At 47.9% G+C, this 17,851-nt stretch carries 16 protein-coding genes; 7 read left to right on the forward strand and 9 right to left on the reverse strand.

Annotated elements, in window-relative coordinates; all coding sequences use genetic code 11:
* Positions 1-16 precede the first annotated feature (16 nt).
* Complete coding sequence (locus AZ602_RS00610; RefSeq protein ID WP_103033236.1) at positions 17-610, forward strand: TetR/AcrR family transcriptional regulator; 594 nt, start codon at positions 17-19, stop codon at positions 608-610.
* Between the two features lie 93 nt (positions 611-703).
* On the opposite strand, the gene AZ602_RS00615 is transcribed toward AZ602_RS00610, so the two are convergent.
* A complete protein-coding gene (locus AZ602_RS00615; RefSeq protein ID WP_103033237.1) occupies positions 704-2,017 on the reverse strand; it encodes an NCS2 family permease in 1,314 nt (437 codons plus the stop codon).
* Between the two features lie 314 nt (positions 2,018-2,331).
* Between AZ602_RS00615 and AZ602_RS00620 the strand changes: the two genes are divergently transcribed.
* Together AZ602_RS00620 and AZ602_RS00625 are read left to right on the forward strand one after the other, a co-directional pair.
* Positions 2,332-2,823 (forward strand): peroxiredoxin, encoded by a 492-nt coding sequence (locus AZ602_RS00620; RefSeq protein ID WP_103033238.1) that lies wholly within the window; start codon positions 2,332-2,334, stop codon positions 2,821-2,823.
* A gap of 9 nt (positions 2,824-2,832) precedes the next feature.
* A complete protein-coding gene (locus AZ602_RS00625) occupies positions 2,833-3,999 on the forward strand; it encodes a glycosyltransferase (RefSeq protein ID WP_078317050.1) in 1,167 nt (388 codons plus the stop codon).
* Here the strand turns inward: AZ602_RS00625 and AZ602_RS00630 are convergent.
* Genes AZ602_RS00630 through fumC form a run of 3 tightly spaced genes read right to left on the reverse strand, consistent with a single transcriptional unit; the run spans position 3,993 to position 9,014 of the window.
* Positions 3,993-5,714, reverse strand: a complete 1,722-nt coding sequence (locus AZ602_RS00630) for an amino acid ABC transporter ATP-binding/permease protein (RefSeq protein ID WP_078317049.1) — start codon at positions 5,712-5,714, stop codon at positions 3,993-3,995. The two genes, AZ602_RS00625 and AZ602_RS00630, sit on opposite strands and share 7 nt — an antisense overlap.
* Positions 5,701-7,614, reverse strand: a complete 1,914-nt coding sequence (gene cydD / locus AZ602_RS00635; protein ID WP_227525125.1) for a thiol reductant ABC exporter subunit CydD — start codon at positions 7,612-7,614, stop codon at positions 5,701-5,703. Before cydD ends, AZ602_RS00630 begins: the two co-directional genes overlap by 14 nt.
* A 17-nt stretch (positions 7,615-7,631) precedes the next feature.
* Positions 7,632-9,014, reverse strand: coding sequence for a class II fumarate hydratase (gene fumC, locus AZ602_RS00640; protein WP_103033239.1), 1,383 nt, complete (start codon positions 9,012-9,014; stop codon positions 7,632-7,634).
* A gap of 233 nt (positions 9,015-9,247) precedes the next feature.
* Between fumC and AZ602_RS00645 the strand changes: the two genes are divergently transcribed.
* Entirely contained in the window at positions 9,248-9,838 is a 591-nt protein-coding gene (locus tag AZ602_RS00645) for a 5-formyltetrahydrofolate cyclo-ligase (RefSeq protein WP_103033240.1), read from the forward strand.
* A 220-nt stretch (positions 9,839-10,058) separates the two neighbouring features.
* Here AZ602_RS00645 and AZ602_RS00650 read toward each other — a convergent pair whose 3' ends face one another.
* From AZ602_RS00650 to AZ602_RS00670, 5 genes are all read right to left on the reverse strand, one after another.
* Positions 10,059-10,763 (reverse strand): hypothetical protein, encoded by a 705-nt coding sequence (locus tag AZ602_RS00650; protein ID WP_103033241.1) that lies wholly within the window; start codon positions 10,761-10,763, stop codon positions 10,059-10,061.
* 73 nt (positions 10,764-10,836) lie between these two features.
* The gene (locus AZ602_RS00655; RefSeq protein ID WP_103033242.1) at positions 10,837-11,139 is read right to left on the reverse strand and encodes a hypothetical protein; all 303 of its coding nucleotides are present in this window, start codon (positions 11,137-11,139) and stop codon (positions 10,837-10,839) included.
* A complete protein-coding gene (locus AZ602_RS00660; protein ID WP_103033243.1) occupies positions 11,139-11,486 on the reverse strand; it encodes a hypothetical protein in 348 nt (115 codons plus the stop codon). Before AZ602_RS00660 ends, AZ602_RS00655 begins: the two co-directional genes overlap by 1 nt.
* On the reverse strand, positions 11,486-12,163 hold the full coding sequence (gene rpe / locus AZ602_RS00665) for a ribulose-phosphate 3-epimerase (RefSeq protein WP_103033244.1): 678 nt from the start codon (positions 12,161-12,163) through the stop codon (positions 11,486-11,488). The genes AZ602_RS00660 and rpe overlap by 1 nt, the downstream gene beginning before the upstream one ends.
* A gap of 238 nt (positions 12,164-12,401) precedes the next feature.
* A complete protein-coding gene (locus tag AZ602_RS00670; protein ID WP_103033245.1) occupies positions 12,402-13,223 on the reverse strand; it encodes an enoyl-ACP reductase in 822 nt (273 codons plus the stop codon).
* A 220-nt stretch (positions 13,224-13,443) separates the two neighbouring features.
* Here AZ602_RS00670 and folE point away from each other — a divergent pair, with 220 nt between their 5' ends.
* From folE to AZ602_RS00685, 3 genes are all read left to right on the forward strand, one after another.
* Positions 13,444-14,049, forward strand: a complete 606-nt coding sequence (gene folE, locus AZ602_RS00675; RefSeq protein WP_078317224.1) for a GTP cyclohydrolase I FolE — start codon at positions 13,444-13,446, stop codon at positions 14,047-14,049.
* Positions 14,050-14,368: 319 nt separating this feature from the next.
* The gene (locus AZ602_RS00680; RefSeq protein WP_369803847.1) at positions 14,369-15,991 is read left to right on the forward strand and encodes a phospholipase D family protein; all 1,623 of its coding nucleotides are present in this window, start codon (positions 14,369-14,371) and stop codon (positions 15,989-15,991) included.
* 298 nt (positions 15,992-16,289) lie between these two features.
* The gene (locus AZ602_RS00685) at positions 16,290-17,828 is read left to right on the forward strand and encodes an MFS transporter (protein WP_103033524.1); all 1,539 of its coding nucleotides are present in this window, start codon (positions 16,290-16,292) and stop codon (positions 17,826-17,828) included.
* The last annotated feature ends 23 nt before the right edge of the window (positions 17,829-17,851 follow it).

Below are 17,851 nucleotides of genomic sequence, written 5' to 3' on the forward strand. Positions count from 1 at the left end.
GAACTCAAGACTCCCTATGAACGATTTATTTGACATCACACACCTACAGACCGCTGACACAGACACCACCCCAAAAAAACGCAAAAACAACCCCGAACAGCTGCGTCATCAGCTCATCAGTGCCGCCAAAGATTTGATGATCAAGGATGGCATTGCCAATTTATCCATCCAAAAAGTCGCTGATGCAGCAGGCACCAGTAAAGGCGGATTGTTTCATCATTTTAAAAATAAAGATGAGCTGATTGCAGCAGTGATTGGGCTATTTATCGCACAGTTGAACACAGCGATTTTACAGCAGATTGAGCAGACAGGTCAGGTGGCAGGCTGTTTTAGCCGTGCTTATGTCAATGTGATGTTTGATAATGATGATATCGGGCTAAAAAGCGAGTGGGCAGGCTTGATTCGTGCGATCAATGGTGATGCTCAGATGCAATCACAGTGGAATGATTGGCTTGGCCAAAAACTGCGTCAATTTGCCCATACAGACAGTGATACCAAGCTTAGCATTGTGCGTTATGCGGTGGATGGTGCTTGGCTGGATACGACACTAACGGATGATGATGCCTATTATCAAGCAGTAAAGGCAGAATTGATTGGGATGATTGGTTAAGCATCACCCACTTTTATTTGGCTTAATCATCAGATAACCACAAAAAATCCCCACCGATTATTGAGTCGATGGGGATTTTGGCATTCAGGCTGATTAGATCGCATACCCAAGCGCATAAAACGCCACCAGTACAATGGCGATCAGCACCGTGCCGATATTAAGTTTATTAAACTCACCACTAATCACACGACCCAGCACCAAAGCGCCAAAGCCAAGCATAATTCCTGTCACGATATTCGCAGTCAAAACGATAAACACCGCACACACAAGACCACTCATCGCACCGACAAAGTCATCAAAGTCAAGCTTTGAGACATTGCTCAACATCAGCAGACCCACATACATCAGCGCAGGTGCTGTGGCATATCCTGGCACCAAGAACGCCAGCGGCTGGAAAAACAGCATGAGCAAGAACAGCACACCAACGACAATCGCTGTCAAGCCAGTCTTGCCACCGACAGCCGTACCTGCTGCCGACTCAATATACACCGCAGCAGGTGCAGTACCAAAGATACCTGATAGCATACTGCTCATCGAGTCAGAAGTCAGTGCCTTGCCGCCATTGATGATTTGACCATCTTTATCCAACAGATTTGCCTGACCTGCTACCGCACGAATCGTACCTGTCGCATCAAAAATCGCTGTCATCACCAGTGCAAATACCACAGGCAAAATCGCAGCGTTCAACGCACCCATCACATCCATCTGCATAAACAGTGACTCAGCGCCAAAGCTTGGCACTTTTAGGACATTGCCGTCAAATTTCACATTCGGATCAAAGATAAGACCAATGATGGTGATGGCGATGATTACCCATAGGATACTGCCTTTGATTTGCAACTTTTCAAGGCCAATGATCGCCGCCAAACCAACGAGCGACATCAGTACAGGCAATGAAGTAAATTCACCCATCTTGACAGGCAAGCCTGCATCATTACCAACGACCAAGCCCACGCCATTGGCAGCGATCAATAGCAAAAACAGACCGATACCAATCCCTGCACCATGCGCGATGGATGCTGGCAGATTCTTTAAAATCCACGCACGGATGCCCGTTACCGAAATCAAGGTAAACACCACACCCATCAAGAAAATCGCTCCAAGTGCCACAGGAATGCTCACACCCTGACCCAGCACCAAGCTAAACGCCGTAAACGCAGTCAAAGAAATCGCACAACCAATCGCCATCGGCACATTTGCCCACAGACCGATCAAAATCGAGCCCAAGCCTGCCACCAGACAGGTAGCGATAAATACCGATTCAGCAGGAAATCCTGCTTGCGACAGCATATTTGGCACGACGATGACAGAATACACCATTGCCAAAAATGTCGTCAGACCTGCGATGACTTCAGTGCGTACGCTTGAGCCACGCTCAGACAGTTGAAAAAATGAAGATAAAGACATAATCAATCCACGCAATAATCACCAATGCAGTTACCATGCGATTGGCGGTGCATTTTACCAATATTTATCAATATTGACTTTAGGTTTTATAAAAAAATAGATGTGATAATCGCTTAACACATCCTATGATAAAAATAGATAATTTTACCGTAAAATGGGTCAAAACAGCAAATAAAAGATAACAAATTTACAAAAATCTGTATCAATTATCAAAGAATTGCTCATAAATATGGCTTTTGATGGTATTTGTGGTGAAAATTTTGGTAAAATAACTGCCACTCTCATAAATTTATGATCAATGTCAAGGATATCAGATGCTAAAAAATTCCCAAGAACAAATCAACCTACCCAACGAATCGTTTGAGCTGGTCAGTGCCACAGGCGATGTGCAAAGTGTCAATCTATCCACGCTCATCAAAGATAATAATCAAGGCTTGGTGTTGTATTTTTATCCAAAAGACAGCACCGCAGGATGTACAGTACAAGCGACTGATTTTACGGCGAATTTTGATGAAATCGCCAAGCTTGGCTATCGAGTCATCGGTGTCTCACGAGATGGCGTCAAATCGCATCAAAACTTTATTCATAAGCAATCTTTGGCGATTGATCTGATCAGCGATACTGATGAGCGTTTGTGTCAGCACTTTGATGTCATCCAAGAAAAAATGATGTACGGCAAGACGCATCTGGGCGTGGTGCGTTCGACTTTTGTTTATGATAAAAACGGCGCAATGATTGGTAGTTTTCGTAATGTCAAAGCCAAAGAACATGTGGCAAATTTATTAGAATTTTTGAAAAATCAATAAGATAAGCCAATGAAAGTACTGCAGCTGTCATCATCGCTTAAGCACGATGAATCCGAACGGGGGATTTATCCGATTTCGCACGCCCTGATCAAAGCAGGTCATGAATCCATCATCATCGGTAGTGCAAATGAAGACAGCAAGCTTGTCACTCGGCTGGTGCGTGATGGTGCCAAATATTATCAGCTGCCGATGCCCAAAAAAAGCTGGTGGGCGCTTTTGCAAGTCCCAGCCCTAAGGCGGCTGATCAATAAACATCAGCCAGACATCATCCATGTGCATTCTCGCACGCCAGCTTGGGTGCTACATTGGGCGCTGCGTCCTTATCCAAAAGATAAAAGACCCAAGATCGTCTCAAGCTTATACGGGTTTTATCCACTCAATTCTTATGCCAAAGCACTGTTTGAGGCAGATTTATTCATCAGCGCCTCAAATAGCATTCACAAGCATTTTGAAAAAATATTTTTAAAATATGCAGATGAAAAAAACTTAAAAGCTGGCAGCCTACCTAAGCTGATTTGCGTACCTCGTGGCGTCGATGTGCGCAAGTATCCCTACCGCCATCACTCATCGGTACATTGGCTGCATCAGAGTTTTGCGCAGCATCCTGAGCTTGAGCATAAAAAATGGCTTGTTTTTCCCACACCCATCGGCCCTGAATACGGTCAAGAATGGCTAGTAGATATATTAGGCAATCTGCAAGAAAAATTCCCAAAACTACATGCCATCATCATGGATGATGATCCCAATTCACGCACCCAACACTGCGTAGCTTATGAAGAATTTGTCCAAAGATTGCATGCGTTATCTTTACAAGACAGGGTGTCTTTTGTTGGCAAAAATCCACCCGACATGCGCGAATGGCTGTCCTCGGCCAATGTGGTGTTGGCGCTCGCCAATCGCCCCGAAAGTATCGGGATGACCGTCCTTCAAGCCATCCACCTTGGGGCACCTGTGGTGGGCTGGGCTAAGGGAGCGTATGCGGATATCTTGGGCGATCTGTATCCTCAAGGTCTGGTCAAAGAGCAGACCGCCCTCGCCTTGTGTAAATCCGTGAAGTTTTTATTATCGAACCAAATACCGCCTGCGATGACACGCGCTTATGAAATCGATGATATGGTGAGTGGCACGCTTGCCGCTTATCAGGCATTAATCGATGGCAGTTTGTACCATCAATGATCGCTGATGTGCTTGGGTTCAATATTTAGCAGTTGAACTTCGCCCATCTCATGCCACAGCTGATGCGTTGAAATCATTAAAATACCGATTTGTCCAGAGCGCTGGGCATCCACAAGACTTTGCCAGACCTTTTGTCTGCTGAGCGCATCCAATCCTGCAAAGGGCTCATCAAGCAGTAATACAGCCTTAGGTGACAACAACAGCCGAGCCAACGCAATGCGCCGCGCCTGACCACCAGATACCGCCATGCCATACTCGCCAAGCGCGGTTGCCAGACCCTTTGGCTGAGCTTGCAGCCAGCTTGATAAATTCACGCGCTCTAGCACCGCGTACAACTCATCATCACTGGCATCGGGCTTGGCGATGCGCAGATTATCCGCCAAAGTCTGATCAAAAATATCCACCGTCTGACCCAGAAACCCCAGTCGGTTACCAAAATCCACCGTCTGCCAATCGACAGCCGCGCCATCGTTGATCAACTGCATCGAGCCTGATATCAATGCATGCTCACCTGCCAATGTCTGCAGCAGTGTTGATTTGCCAGCGCCAGAAGGCCCCACCACCAAGCATGGACGATCTGAGCCAATATGCGCCGTCAGTCCGCTGGCGCCGATCAGAGCATTTGGTGCCTTGACGCTGACTTCATCAAGCTTTAGGGCGAGGTTTTTTTCGCCAGCCAAGGGAAGCTGCACCTTGGCAGCAGATTGCTGCAACATGTCATTAAGCCGCTGTTTGGCCACCTGACTGCGACCCAATGCCAATGGCTCTGCCACAAGATTTTGGATAAATTCTGACAATCCAACCATCCCCAAAAATACCGCCAAAATCACCGCCGAACTCATTATCGGCTGATTAAGCGTATCAATGGCAAATGGCGTAATCTGACTGTGCTGCAAAAATAATCCTGCCGCCCATAATAACAGCACCAGTGACAAAGACAAACAAATCTGAATCAACAGCGCACTGACATGGCGAAGACGATGTGCAGATTCTGTCAGTGCAGACTGCGTCTCATCGAGTGTCTTAAGATGATCTGCCTGTGCATCCCAGCGATGCCAAATCAGCAAAGAAGTCAGCGCAGGTAAAGTATCTAAAAGCTTGGCTTTTCGCGTCTCAATCAGCTGGCTTTCGCTTTCGGCAAGTTTTTTGCCGCGATGGATGGCAGTGGCCGCTATCAGTAAACAGAGCATCACCAAACCCAAGCTGTACCAAGCCTGAGGCAGCACCCAAAGCACGACCGATGACACCAAGAGCAGCGACCCAACTGCCATCACCCAAGGGCTGATAAAGCGCAATACAAATTCATTTAGCACATCAATGTCTTTGACCAAGCGATGCATTTTTTGGCTGCTCGATTGGCCTTGGCTGTTGCGATCTACAAAATCAAGCCGCGCCCACGACTCAAAAAATCGCACGCGCAACTGCTTTAGCAGCCCAAAGACGGCATGATGAGACACCATCAGATCGCCATAACGCGACAAAGTACGAATGATGGCAAAGGTTCGGATTACCGCTGCTGGCACCATATAGTTGAAGGCATGACTGCCAGCCGCGACCAGTCCTGCCACCGCTGACATGGTCACAAACCAGCCTGACACCATCGACAGTCCCAGCACTGACCAAACGGTCAGCAGTCCAAGCAGCCATGCCACCATCCATACCCAAAGCTGAGGGCTGATCAGCTGCCAAAGTTTAAATGGCTCATTGGTTTTCATTGCTTACTCCCAGCTGATACACAGCGTCAAATTTGGCCTCCATGCCCTCTTCATGACTGATCCAGATCACAGTTTTATCCTGTGATAATTCAAATAATAACGCAGTGATGGCAGCGGCTGTATCTGCATCTAAATGTTCGGTTGGCTCATCAAGCAGCCAAACTTTGGCATCTTGGAGCAACAGCTGTGCGATCGCCAAACGATGTGCCTGACCGCCTGATAGTCCACTGCCGCGCTCACCAAGTACCGCCTGCATTTGTGCTGGCAGCTGCTTGATCAATGGCCATAGACCGACAGCTTGCAGCACATCGATCAGTTCATCTTCACTGGCATCAGGCTTAGCCAAGCGCAGATTATCAGCAATACTGATTGGCAATAGCGCTGGGGTTTGCGCCAAATAACCAAATTGGCGACGCAGATAGGTCAAATCCAGTGTGTGATAATCATGGCAGCCAGCAGCATCTTTGATGGCGATGGTGCCAGTGTATTGACCAAATCCGAGCAAAATCTGCAGCACAGTGGATTTGCCAGAGCCGCTTTCGCCTCGCAGCAGCGTAGATTTGCCCGCAGCAAATGAAAGTGTCGTCGGTGCCAAGCGGATGCGACCATCTTCACCAAATGCAGCAACTTTTTGCAACTCAAAACCTGCAGCACCCGTGATATCCAGCTGCTTTGTACCGCTTTGAGGCTGTTTAAAATCTAGCATCGCGACCATCGCTTTGGCAGCGCCAACGGCTTGGCCTTTGATGTGATATTCCGCACCCAACCGACGCAGCGGCGCATAAAACTCAGGTACCAAAAGCAATATCATCAGTGCAGCACCATAGTTTGTGATGACCTCGCCTGCACGCCATGGCAAAATGCCAATCAAGCCAAAGCCCAAATACACCGCAACCAAAGCGATCGACAATGCTGAGAAAAACTCCAATACCGCACTGTTTAAAAATGCGATGCGCAGTACCGCCATGGTTTTTTTGCGATAATTTTCACTGCTGTTTGCGATGTCCGACACCGCAATATCGACAGCACCCACTCGCGATAGAGTATTGATGCCGCGAATCCAATCAAAAAACCGCCCGCCAAGCTGTGCCATCGCATCCATCTGCTCGCGGCTTTTTCGTGAAGTCGCCACCCCAATCAGCGCCATAAAGATCGGCACCAAAGGCGCGGTCATGAGCAAAATCAGTGCCGCAGTGCCATTAAAAAAAGCAATACAAATCGCCAATAAAATCGGTGTGAGTACCGCCGTGGTTTTTTGAACCTCAAAACGAGCATAGCCCACCAAATGCTCAGGCTCATCAATGATCTTGCTAGCCAGCGCGCCATCAGGCCCAAAAAATCTTCGAGCCAAACCCATTTCACCCAGCTTAGTCAGCAATAACGATCGCGCACGACCAGCAGCATGCACGCCGACGCGACTTAGCTGCACATCTTTAATATAAGCGACAAACGCCCGCAGCGCCATCACCCCAACGAGTGCTACCAAATACACTGGCAATATAGATGTCGCCATCGCATCATGATTGGCAAACTGTGGCAAAAACGGCAGCAACCAGCCATCAAAAATCAACACCAAAATCCACGCCTGCACCATCAAGAGCAATACCATAATGACATCACACACTCGTGCCAGATTCAGCCTATTTTTATAGGGTTTAAAAAATGATTTTAAAAATTGGTTGGCAGCGATGTCTTCTTGGGATTGCCGTGGTTTTTTGGCTTTGGTGGCTTTGCTCTTGACAGCTTTTGGCTGGGTGGCGTGGGTCTGAGCTACCTGATTTTGGATTTTGGGCGGATGGGTTTTGGCAGTCATGATGGTTATTTCATCAACAAATAGGCTATTATCGCCAAAATGCGGTTTTTTTTCAACCTTGATATAAGCTGCGATGTGATCTGGCATCAGATCGCAGCTTATTTTCAGCGTGGTGCAGTCATCTGCTCGGGGCGAACAATGGCATCAAACTGCGCCTCATCCAATAACCCAAGCGCCAGCGCTGCTTGCTTAAGTGATTGATCATTTTGATACGCAGTTTTGGCGATCTTGGCAGCGTTTTCATAACCAATATGGCGATTGAGCGCGGTCACGAGCATCAATGAGTTTTGTAGATAATCAGCGATTTTATCAAGATTTGGGCGAATGCCGATGGCACAATGTTCATTAAAGCTATTGATGCCATCAGCCAACAGACGGATCGACTGCAGCAGATTGTAGGCGATCACAGGCATATAGACATTTAATTGAAAATTACCCGATGCGCCTGCCATCGCGATCGTGGCATCGTTGCCATACACCTGAGCGACCACCATCGTTAAGGCCTCGCACTGAGTGGGATTGACCTTACCAGGCATGATCGATGAGCCAGGCTCATTTTCAGGAATAAAAATCTCGCCAATACCACAGCGCGGCCCTGACGCCAGCCAGCGGATGTCATTGGCGATCTTATTTAGGCTGGCTGCCAAAGTTTTTAGCGCGCCCGAGGCAAACACCTCGGCATCACGCGCCGCCAAAGCCTCAAATTTATTCGGCGCAGTCTGAAAGTCAAATCCAGTCAGCTTAGCCAAAGTCTGTGCAGATAGCTTGGCATAATCAGGATGGCTGTTCAAGCCCGTCCCCACCGCCGTACCACCCAATGGCAGCTGATACAGCCCCTGTAACGCCATATGGATGCGTTCTATACCATAATCCAGCTGCATCACAAAGCCACTAAACTCCTGACCTAGCGTCAAAGGTGTGGCGTCTTGTAGGTGTGTGCGACCGACTTTAACGATGTCATCAAAAGCGTCGGCATGAGTGCACAGCATCTGTCTGAGCGATTCGATCGCGGGCAATAGATGCCGATGAATCTCAATCACCGCTGCCACACGGATGGCGGTAGGAAAGCTGTCATTGGTTGATTGCGCGTGATTGACATGATCGTTGGGATGGATGGGCTGGTAGCTGCCTTTGGGCTGACCTTGGCGCTCATTGGCCAGATTGGCGATGACTTCATTGATGTTCATGTTTGATTGAGTGCCTGAGCCTGTCTGCCACACTTTGAGTGGAAATTGGTCATCATAATCACCCGTCAGCAGCGCATCGACAGCATCGATGATCATAGCAGATTCTGCATTGGTAATGCGTCCAAGCTTGGCATTGGTGATGGCTGCGGCTTTTTTGACCAGTGCCATCGCATGGATCAAAGCGATGGGCAGTGTCTCATCACCGATTTTAAAATTCATTAAGCTGCGCTGAGTCTGTGCGCCCCAATAGGCCTCATCTGGCACCAAAACCTCGCCCATGGTGTCTTTTTCTTGGCGCATGATTCCTCCTTGTTGTCTGTGTGTTTATTATGGTTATTAACCTTAGATTATCAGCATCAGTAGTCTTTGTTGGTATGATCCTGCCTAGCCATCACCTTACTTGCGGCTGTGATGCGACTGTGGTACTCTATTCACCATCAATTAAGCCTGTGGCTGCTCGGCGGCTTATGCTATTGTGTTTAGCATAACATCCCTGCCATTAACATTCAATATCAACAGACGCTGTATTTTTCATGGAAAATTCTATCAAACCTGCGCCCAGCCCAAGTGACTATCGCAAACTGATGCGTCGCACACGCCGCGCATTGAGTGATCGGCAGCGCCATCAGGCAGCCCAAGCAGCGATGAGACAATTAATCAAACTGGATGATCTATTACCCAAAGGCGCAAACATTGGCTTTTATTTGGCTGGATTTGGAGAGCTGCCGACTGATGGGATTGTTAGTTTTTGCCAAAGACGCGGCCATCAGGCGTATTTGCCGATCACCACTTCAGAGCAGCCGCTAAGCTTTGCGCCGATTCATGGAAATCTTAACCAAACACCGCTAAAAAAACACCGCTTGGGCATGTACGAGCCTGTCACCAAGCCTATCTTGGCGGCTGCACAAATGGATGCCATCATTTGTCCTGTGGTGGTGGCGGATTTGACAGGCGTACGCTTAGGCATGGGCGGTGGCTATTATGATCGCACTTTTGCGCGCACCACCGACTGCCTAAAAGTGGCATGGTGCTATGATTTTCAAATTGTGCCAAGCCTGCCCAGACAGCCATGGGATATGGCGGTTGATGTCATTATCAGTGATCAGCGATTTATCAGGCGATAGCCCATACAGGCAAGTTCATTGATAATTTGAAAAAATGATCGCAACCAACAAAAAAGCCGCCATCACGACGACTTTTGCAAACTTTAAAATATCAGATAAATGGCCCAGCTGAAACTTGAGCTAACTCAGACTGGCAACCGATGGCATCATTAGCCAGCTAATCATACTGGCTTTATCGCAAGATTAGCTGCAAACATATACCGTCAATTTAGCACCTCGATCAGCTATAGTGCGCAGGTTCTTCATCATAGACATGCGCATGCCAAAAATTCGACTGGCGCTGCACAACGCTACTGATCGCTGCATGAATCATCGCCTGTCCCACCATGCGCACATCGTCGCCGAGCATGTCTTTGACTTGAGCAGAAAATGCGATGCTCACCAGCGGCTCATCATTGCCCACTTCGCGCAGGGTCATCGCACCCGACGGCTCTTCGATGAACTCCAGTAGAGTTTCTTGGACGAACTCACCTTGCTTGGCAGCTTTGCTTTTTGGCTTACGGCGGCGTTTGGGCTGATCGATCTTTTCTTCATCTGTCGTGGCACTTTTACGGATGCGACGTTTTTTGGGGGGATTGGTCGCAGGTTCAAACTCATCGGTGGATGAGGTCTTGTGGCCAGTGATGCGCTTGGCCAGTCCATCGCTTAACTCTTCAGACAACTCAAATCCCAGCGTCTGACCAATCTGCTCAGCCAACTGCGCCACCATCTGTGGATCCATGCACTGAGAAATGGCCACTGCCAATGCATCGATGACCTCTTCATCGGCGCGGCTATTCACCTCTTTAAAGAACAGCTCATGCAACACGCTCAGCGTCTCATCGTCGTCAGAGGCATGATACATCAAGTCATCGACAAACGACAGGCGCTCAGCGATGCTCATCGTTTGCCAGTTTTCAAGCGCATGGGAAATTTGATCGGTCATTGTGCGTACTACTCATTATTATGGTTATGCTATGTATATGGCATCATGTGGCTGATTTTCAAGTCATAAGCCATCAACGCCAGTAGCGCAGCTTTGCCATCATAAATAAAAATGCCACAAACATCCCCAAATAATACGCCATGCGCATATCAAAGCTGCGATCTCGCCACTTGATGGGCGCCGCCACGAGCGCCGTACACGCAGGAATGATGACAAGACTAATCAGCCAATTCTCCAGCACATGCAGCCAGCCCTCAAGACCGCCATAGCGCAGCCCAGACAGACCGATGAGTAAGCAGCAGACGATCAAAATAAAAATCAGCCCCTTTGGAATGTCCTTGGGTGTGATGGCATCGGGTATTAAGTTCTGGATCATCAGCTGTACACTCCCATGATTGACAATAACGCCACGGTGGACAGCAGCCAGCCCAGCGTCAGGGCATTTCTGGGATGAATATGCGCCTTGCCCATTTTATTAAGCAGCATCGCCCCAAGCCAAATTAGCACAGGGATGCCGATGATAAAAGCGGGCATCACCACCGCAGCATGGCGCAGCACCTCGGCTGGCGCATCACCGAATGCCAAGCGAAACACATAGCCTGCACCGCTCAGCACGATCGAGGCGATGCACAGTCCAATGGTCACCGCCATTGGCACGACACCAGATGGCTTGGCCGATGACTTAGTTGACGGGGTGTGGCTGTTGGGATCAATGACGGTCATCAGCGTGCCACCTTGGCCAATTCAGCACGCATGGCATCGATTACTGTCTGATAATCTGGCTGATTAAAGATCGCACTGCCTGCCACGAACATATCAGCACCAGCCTCGGCAATGGCACGAATGTTCGCCACATTGACACCGCCATCGACTTCTAGGCGAATATCACGACCGCTGTCATCGATCAGTTTGCGCACGGCTGTTAGCTTATCTAATGTGCTATCGATGAATTTTTGGCCACCAAATCCAGGGTTGACACTCATCAAGAGGATCTGATCCACCTTATCCAAGGTATAATCCAAATAATGCAGCGGGGTTGCAGGATTAAACACCAAGCCGCACTTAGCGCCGCCGTCTTTGATCAGCTGCAGACTGCGATCAATGTGGTCGCTCGCCTCAGGATGGAATGTGATGATGTCCGCGCCTGCCTTTAAAAACTCTTCAATCATCCGATCCACTGGCGACACCATCAAATGCACATCAATCGGCGCTTTGATGCCATAGTCCTTTAAGGCTTGGCAAATCATCGCGCCAAAAGTTAGATTTGGGACATAGTGATTGTCCATGACATCAAAATGCACCACATCAGCACCAGCATCGATGACCGCCTGCACCTCTTCGCCAAGTCGCGCAAAATCTGCCGACAAAATCGACGGTGCAATCAAAAAAGGTTTATTCATAATCAAGTCTCAAGGCCATAAGATGCGTCTATGATACCAAAAAACAGGCACAACGAAAAGCCAAGCCTGTACAATCAGGCTGATCGCAATCAATAAAACATAAAAAACCGAACGCTACCCATACGGCAACATTCGGTCTGATCCATCGCCCAATTCAGCGGTGATGGCCAAAGCTAGGTGAATTATTTACAGCATCACCGCGATGATTGGCCAGTTAAGGAATCTGATAGCAACTTGTTTATTCTTCATCAGAGGCCATCGCCATGATTTGCTCACTGATGGCGACAGTATTAAAGCCTGCATCAACGAACAAAATCTCGCCTGTCACACCGCTCGCCCAAGGTGATAACAAGAATAAGGCAGCGTTGCCCACTTCTTCTTGGCTGACATTGCGTTGTAGCGGTGCGATTTTTTCGCTGACATCGAGCATACGGCGGAATGACTTGATACCGCTGGCTGCTAAGGTGCGGATTGGGCCTGCACTGATGGCATTGACACGGATGCCTTCACCACCGAGTGATGATGCTAGGTAGCGTACTGATGCTTCTAGGCTGGCTTTTGCCATACCCATGACATTGTAGTTCGGCAGTACTGAGATGCTGCCCTCATAAGTCAGGGTCAATAGCGAACCTTGACGAGCAGCAAGCAGCTCACGACCCGCCTTGGCAAGCGCCACAAAGCTGTAGCTTGAGATGTCGTGGGCGATCTGGCTGCCTTCACGCGTGGTCGCATTGGTAAAATCACCATCCAGCTGATCTGCTGGTGCAAAGCCAATGGCGTGTACGATACCATTGACACCGCGATCATCGCCATTACCCCAGTGTTTAGCGACCTCTTCAAAGCACGCTGCGATAGAGGCATCTGATGCGACATCACACTCAATCACTGCAGTGGCATTGAACGCTTCGGCGGCCATATCGACACGCTTTTTGATTTTGTCATTTGGATAAGTCAAAATCAGCTCTGCGCCTTCGCGGTGCAAGCTCTCAGCAATCGCCCAAGCGATAGATAGTTTACTGGCGATACCAGTGACAACAAAACGCTGACCTTTAAGTAGCATGGGTATGATCCTTTATCGATGAAAAATTGGCTCATTATAACACGGAAAATCCAATTATGCGATAAAAAAGTACAAATGTAAACTTATCAATCGTCAAAGCCCATCAAAAGCACAAAAGTGATAAATTTTTCCAAAATTTATCGATTTGACTTAAGTATTGTCCAAAATTATGGTAAAGTATGCGTTTTTTACCTTTGGACAATACGGCAATACCATTCTCATGTCAAACTCCGATACCCTAAATTTTACGCCTGATTATGACGCCTTAGCTGCACACTACGCCGACATCATCGCTGCATCCGGTGAGGATTTGAGCCGTGATGGCTTGCTTGATACGCCGATGCGCGCTGCCAAAGCATTTGGCTATTTGACTCGTGGCTATCATCAAGACCTAGTGACTGTCGCCAACGATGCGGTGTTTGACTCAGATAATCCTGAATTAGTCTTGGTGCAAAATATCGAATTTTATTCACTGTGCGAACATCATCTGTTGCCATTTTATGGCGTGGCTCATGTCGGCTATTTGCCTAATGGTAAAGTGCTTGGACTATCAAAAGTCGCACGCATCGTCGATATGTACGCTCGCCGCCTACAAATCCAAGAAAACTTGACCAAACAAATCGCCACCGCCATCGAAGAGCTGACAGGCTGCCGAGGTGTCGCTGTGGTGATGGATGCCAGCCATATGTGCATGATGATGCGTGGTGTCGGTAAGCAACAATCCACCACCCGTACGACGAGTATGCTGGGTGAATTTGTCAGCAATCATGATGCGCGCCGTGAGTTTTTGGATGCCATTCCCAGACGCTCGCCTGCATTCGGCTAATGCTCGCGCTGATGCTGATTTTGGTTTTTAATGCTTTTATATCGTGATAACAGATGCTTTGATTTAGGCATCTGTTTTTTAAAGCTGGCTTATAATATCTGTGCCAATGCTTTAAATGCACTTAAAGCCTGCTATTCATAATCGATCTGTCAGCACTGAGCATCGGATGGATAATATACCGATCCGTTCATTGGCCATCAGCTTGTACCAAAAGCATTTTTAGAATTTTGATTAATTTTCATAAATCATACAGTTTTTAGCTACTAAAATTTGCTATGATATGGCAATTTTTTATTTTATTATTGGCCACCCACATATGATGATTCATGTTCGTTTCACCGTGATGATTTGCGCCTTTGCCACCATGATGGCAATGTCTGGCTGCCAAAGCCTGCCAAATAATCCACATCTACCAAAAAGTCAGGCACTGACCGAAGAAGTCCAAAAACGCCATCAAGCGCTCAAACAAGGCACAAGCTCCAACGGGCTAATCTCAGCCATCAATGCCCAAAGCAGCGACCATCCCGAGCTGTCAGGTTACTACCCCATCGCCACTGGCGCCAATGCTTTTGCTGCGCGCAGTACCTTGAGCGACATGGCCAATCAAAGCATCGACATCCAATACTACATCTGGCATAACGACGAAGCTGGCCAGCTGATGCTAAAAGACCTGTGGGAGGCGGCCGATCGCGGCGTCATCGTGCGATTGTTATTGGATGATTTCAACAGTTCACCCGATCTTGATCAGCTCTTGCTGCGCGTGGCCAAACACCCTAATATCGCCATTCGACTGATGAATCCGATGGCATATCGCAACATCCGCAGCGTCAACTATCTGCTACACCCTGTGCGCAGCAACAAACGCATGCACAATAAAAGCATGACTTTTGATAATAAAATCAGCGTCATCGGCGGCAGAAACATCGGCAATGAGTACCTAAATAACGCCCCTGTCAATAACTTTGCTGATCTGGATGTCATGCTCATCGGCCGCGTGGTGTCAGAGATTACAGACAGTTTCGAGAGTTATTGGTCATCACCACTGTCTTATGACATCGAAACCTTGGTGGTTGACGATAAAAAACATGCCCTAAATGGCGTCAAATTCGCTGTATTTAATGAAGTCAAAGCCAGCAAAAACAGCTCAGAAAGTGAGCGCGCGCTGCGCACTTATCGTCAAGCGATGCAAAACTCCACCATCGGGCAGGATCTTTTGGCCAGTCGCGTGCCGTTTTTTTGGACAAATATCGATCTGATGGTTGATGATGTCATCAAACTAAAAGGACTGTCGCATCCTAATGATTATTTAGTGTCACAACTTCAAAATAAACTCGGTCAGCCACACGATAAATTAAGCATCATCTCATCGTATTTTGTACCCACTAAAGATGGCGTCAAGACCTTAAGCGCCCTATCCAAGATGGGCGTCAAAGTAAGCATCTTGACCAATTCCTTTGATGCCACTGATGTCGGCATCGTACATGCAGGCTATGCCCATTGGCGCAAAGAGCTGCTCAAATCTGGGGTTAAGCTCTTTGAAATCAAATCCAGCGCTCAAAGCGCTAAGGACAACGAAAATCGTTTTTGGCGGACGCGCCATCACACCACCACAAGCCTACACGCCAAAGCCTTTGCTGTCGATGACAGCCAAGTTTTTATCGGCTCTTATAATGTCGATCCGCGCTCAGCCAACATCAATACCGAGCTTGGCGTTTTGATCGAAGACAAAAAGCTGGCACAGCAGCTGCACAGCGCATTAAGTAACAGCGAGGCACTGTCACATCAAGCTTATGAGCTAAAACTCAATGATGCTGGCAACATCGAATGGCATACCATCGAAGATGGTCAAGCCGTCATCCACACCAAAGAACCACGGATGGATACCAAAGATCGCTTGGTTATCGGTATCGTTGGTTGGATGCCTATTGATTGGCTGCTTTAACTGATTCACCCTATCATCTGGCGCATGCTTGCCAAGTCTTGCATGCGTTTTTTTAGCTTGTCAACATATCCTATGGTCAATCCCCTGTTTGACATAGCCATCAATTAATCCACAATTTTTGTAATGTTTTGTAGCCTTAATACTGGTTTTTTGTATAAATTATATGTAAAATAACCATCAGGCACAGTTGACCCATTGCTGCTTAGCTTGCATATCGGCAAGCAGACTGCGCTCAGTTAAGCGCTTATAGGCACTGCTATGCGCACGAGCATGGTTTTTAATGTTAAACGAGTTTATCATGCCATCGAGTGAAATTTTTACCAAGCAGCATCGAGATACCACCATCGTTAGCAGTTTGATCGCTGCTGTTGGCTTCTTTGATTTTGCCATATTTTTGTATCTGTCAGAGCTGCTCTTGCACATCTTTTTTGGCGACACACAGCATATGTGGCTGGCACGCTTACAGCTGTTTGGGCTGTTTGCCGCAGGCTATGTGGCGCGTCCTTTGGGCGGCTTGGTCATTGGTCGTTACGGAGATGTTCGTGGGCGCAAGCCTGCACTGATGATCAGTTTGTGCGGTTTGGCCTTGATGACGCTGTTGATGGCTTTTTTGCCGCAGTATGGACAAGTGGGAATCTTAGCGCCTGTGTTGTTCGTGATCGTACGCGTAGTACAGATCATCGCCATCGGCGGCATCATGCCAAGTGTCTGGGTCTATGTCACAGAACATCTGCCGACACGGCATTTGGGCATCGGCTGCGGCGCGATCTTCGCTGGTTGTGTGTCTGCATTATTGGTCTTAATGCCGATCGTTGATTGGCTTGATCACACGCTCAGCTACGAGCAGATGATCGCTTATGGATGGCGCATTCCGTTTTTGATCGGCGGCGTGTTAAGCATCGCACTTTTAATAAAAATCCACGCTTCTTTGACTGAGACGCCGATTTTCTTAGAATCCCAGCACAGTCGCCTGTCAGCTGATGAGGATCAGAGCATGATCGGCGCGCTTGGCTTGTCTGGACTTGATGATAAGCAAGAGGCGGCACTCGATCGCATTTCTCATAGCAAACAACAAACCGAGCTGCCAGATCTGATTAACACACTGCCTTTGCAGACACCAAACTCAGATACTCACTCTGTCCCACCAAAGGTCAGCGGTATCGATCAGACCACGGTCACACCGATGATGCGTCTGGCCAATGCCATCTTAAATTTCGGCAAATCCTCGCTGTCTTTGCTGCGTTTGATTATAAGCCGTAACATGTTGGCCAGTATCATACCTGCCACTTTACTGATCAGCGTGGTGGTCAGTCTGCTGCTGTTCACGCCAGTGCTTTTGACGCCGCTTATTGATATTAATTTTGCGCTATCGCATGAGGTGCTGTGGCGTTGTAGCTTGATTACCATCTTTTTTATGGCGATCGGCTGCTTGCTGTTTGGCTTTTTTGTGGATCGTATCAATCCAGGGCTTGTGCTGACTTTTGGCAGCTTGTTTTTGGCGATGGTGACGGCATTGTTATTTAATCATTTGCGCGCAGGCGGCGATTATTTTTTGGTGTTATTTGCTTTGATGGGTCTGGCATCTGGCATCATCGGCGCCATCCCATCTGTCATCGTGCGACTGTTTTCGGTTAGGATTCGTTTGACCAGCATCGGCATCATTCATAATTTGGTCGTGGTGGTTATTGGTGGATTTTTGCCCTTTACCTTAGGCACAGCGACCATGCATTTGTCCTTTGCGCCTGCGATATTCATTGCCATCTTGTCATTGATGACGATGTTCATGAGTTTTTATATTTATTACATTCCGCGCACGGATTTTGACTTGCGTCGATGAGTGATCAAAAAAGCTGCATTGAT

The sequence above is a fragment of the Moraxella sp. RCAD0137 genome (assembly GCF_002894025.1).
Taxonomy (GTDB): domain Bacteria; phylum Pseudomonadota; class Gammaproteobacteria; order Pseudomonadales; family Moraxellaceae; genus Moraxella; species Moraxella porci.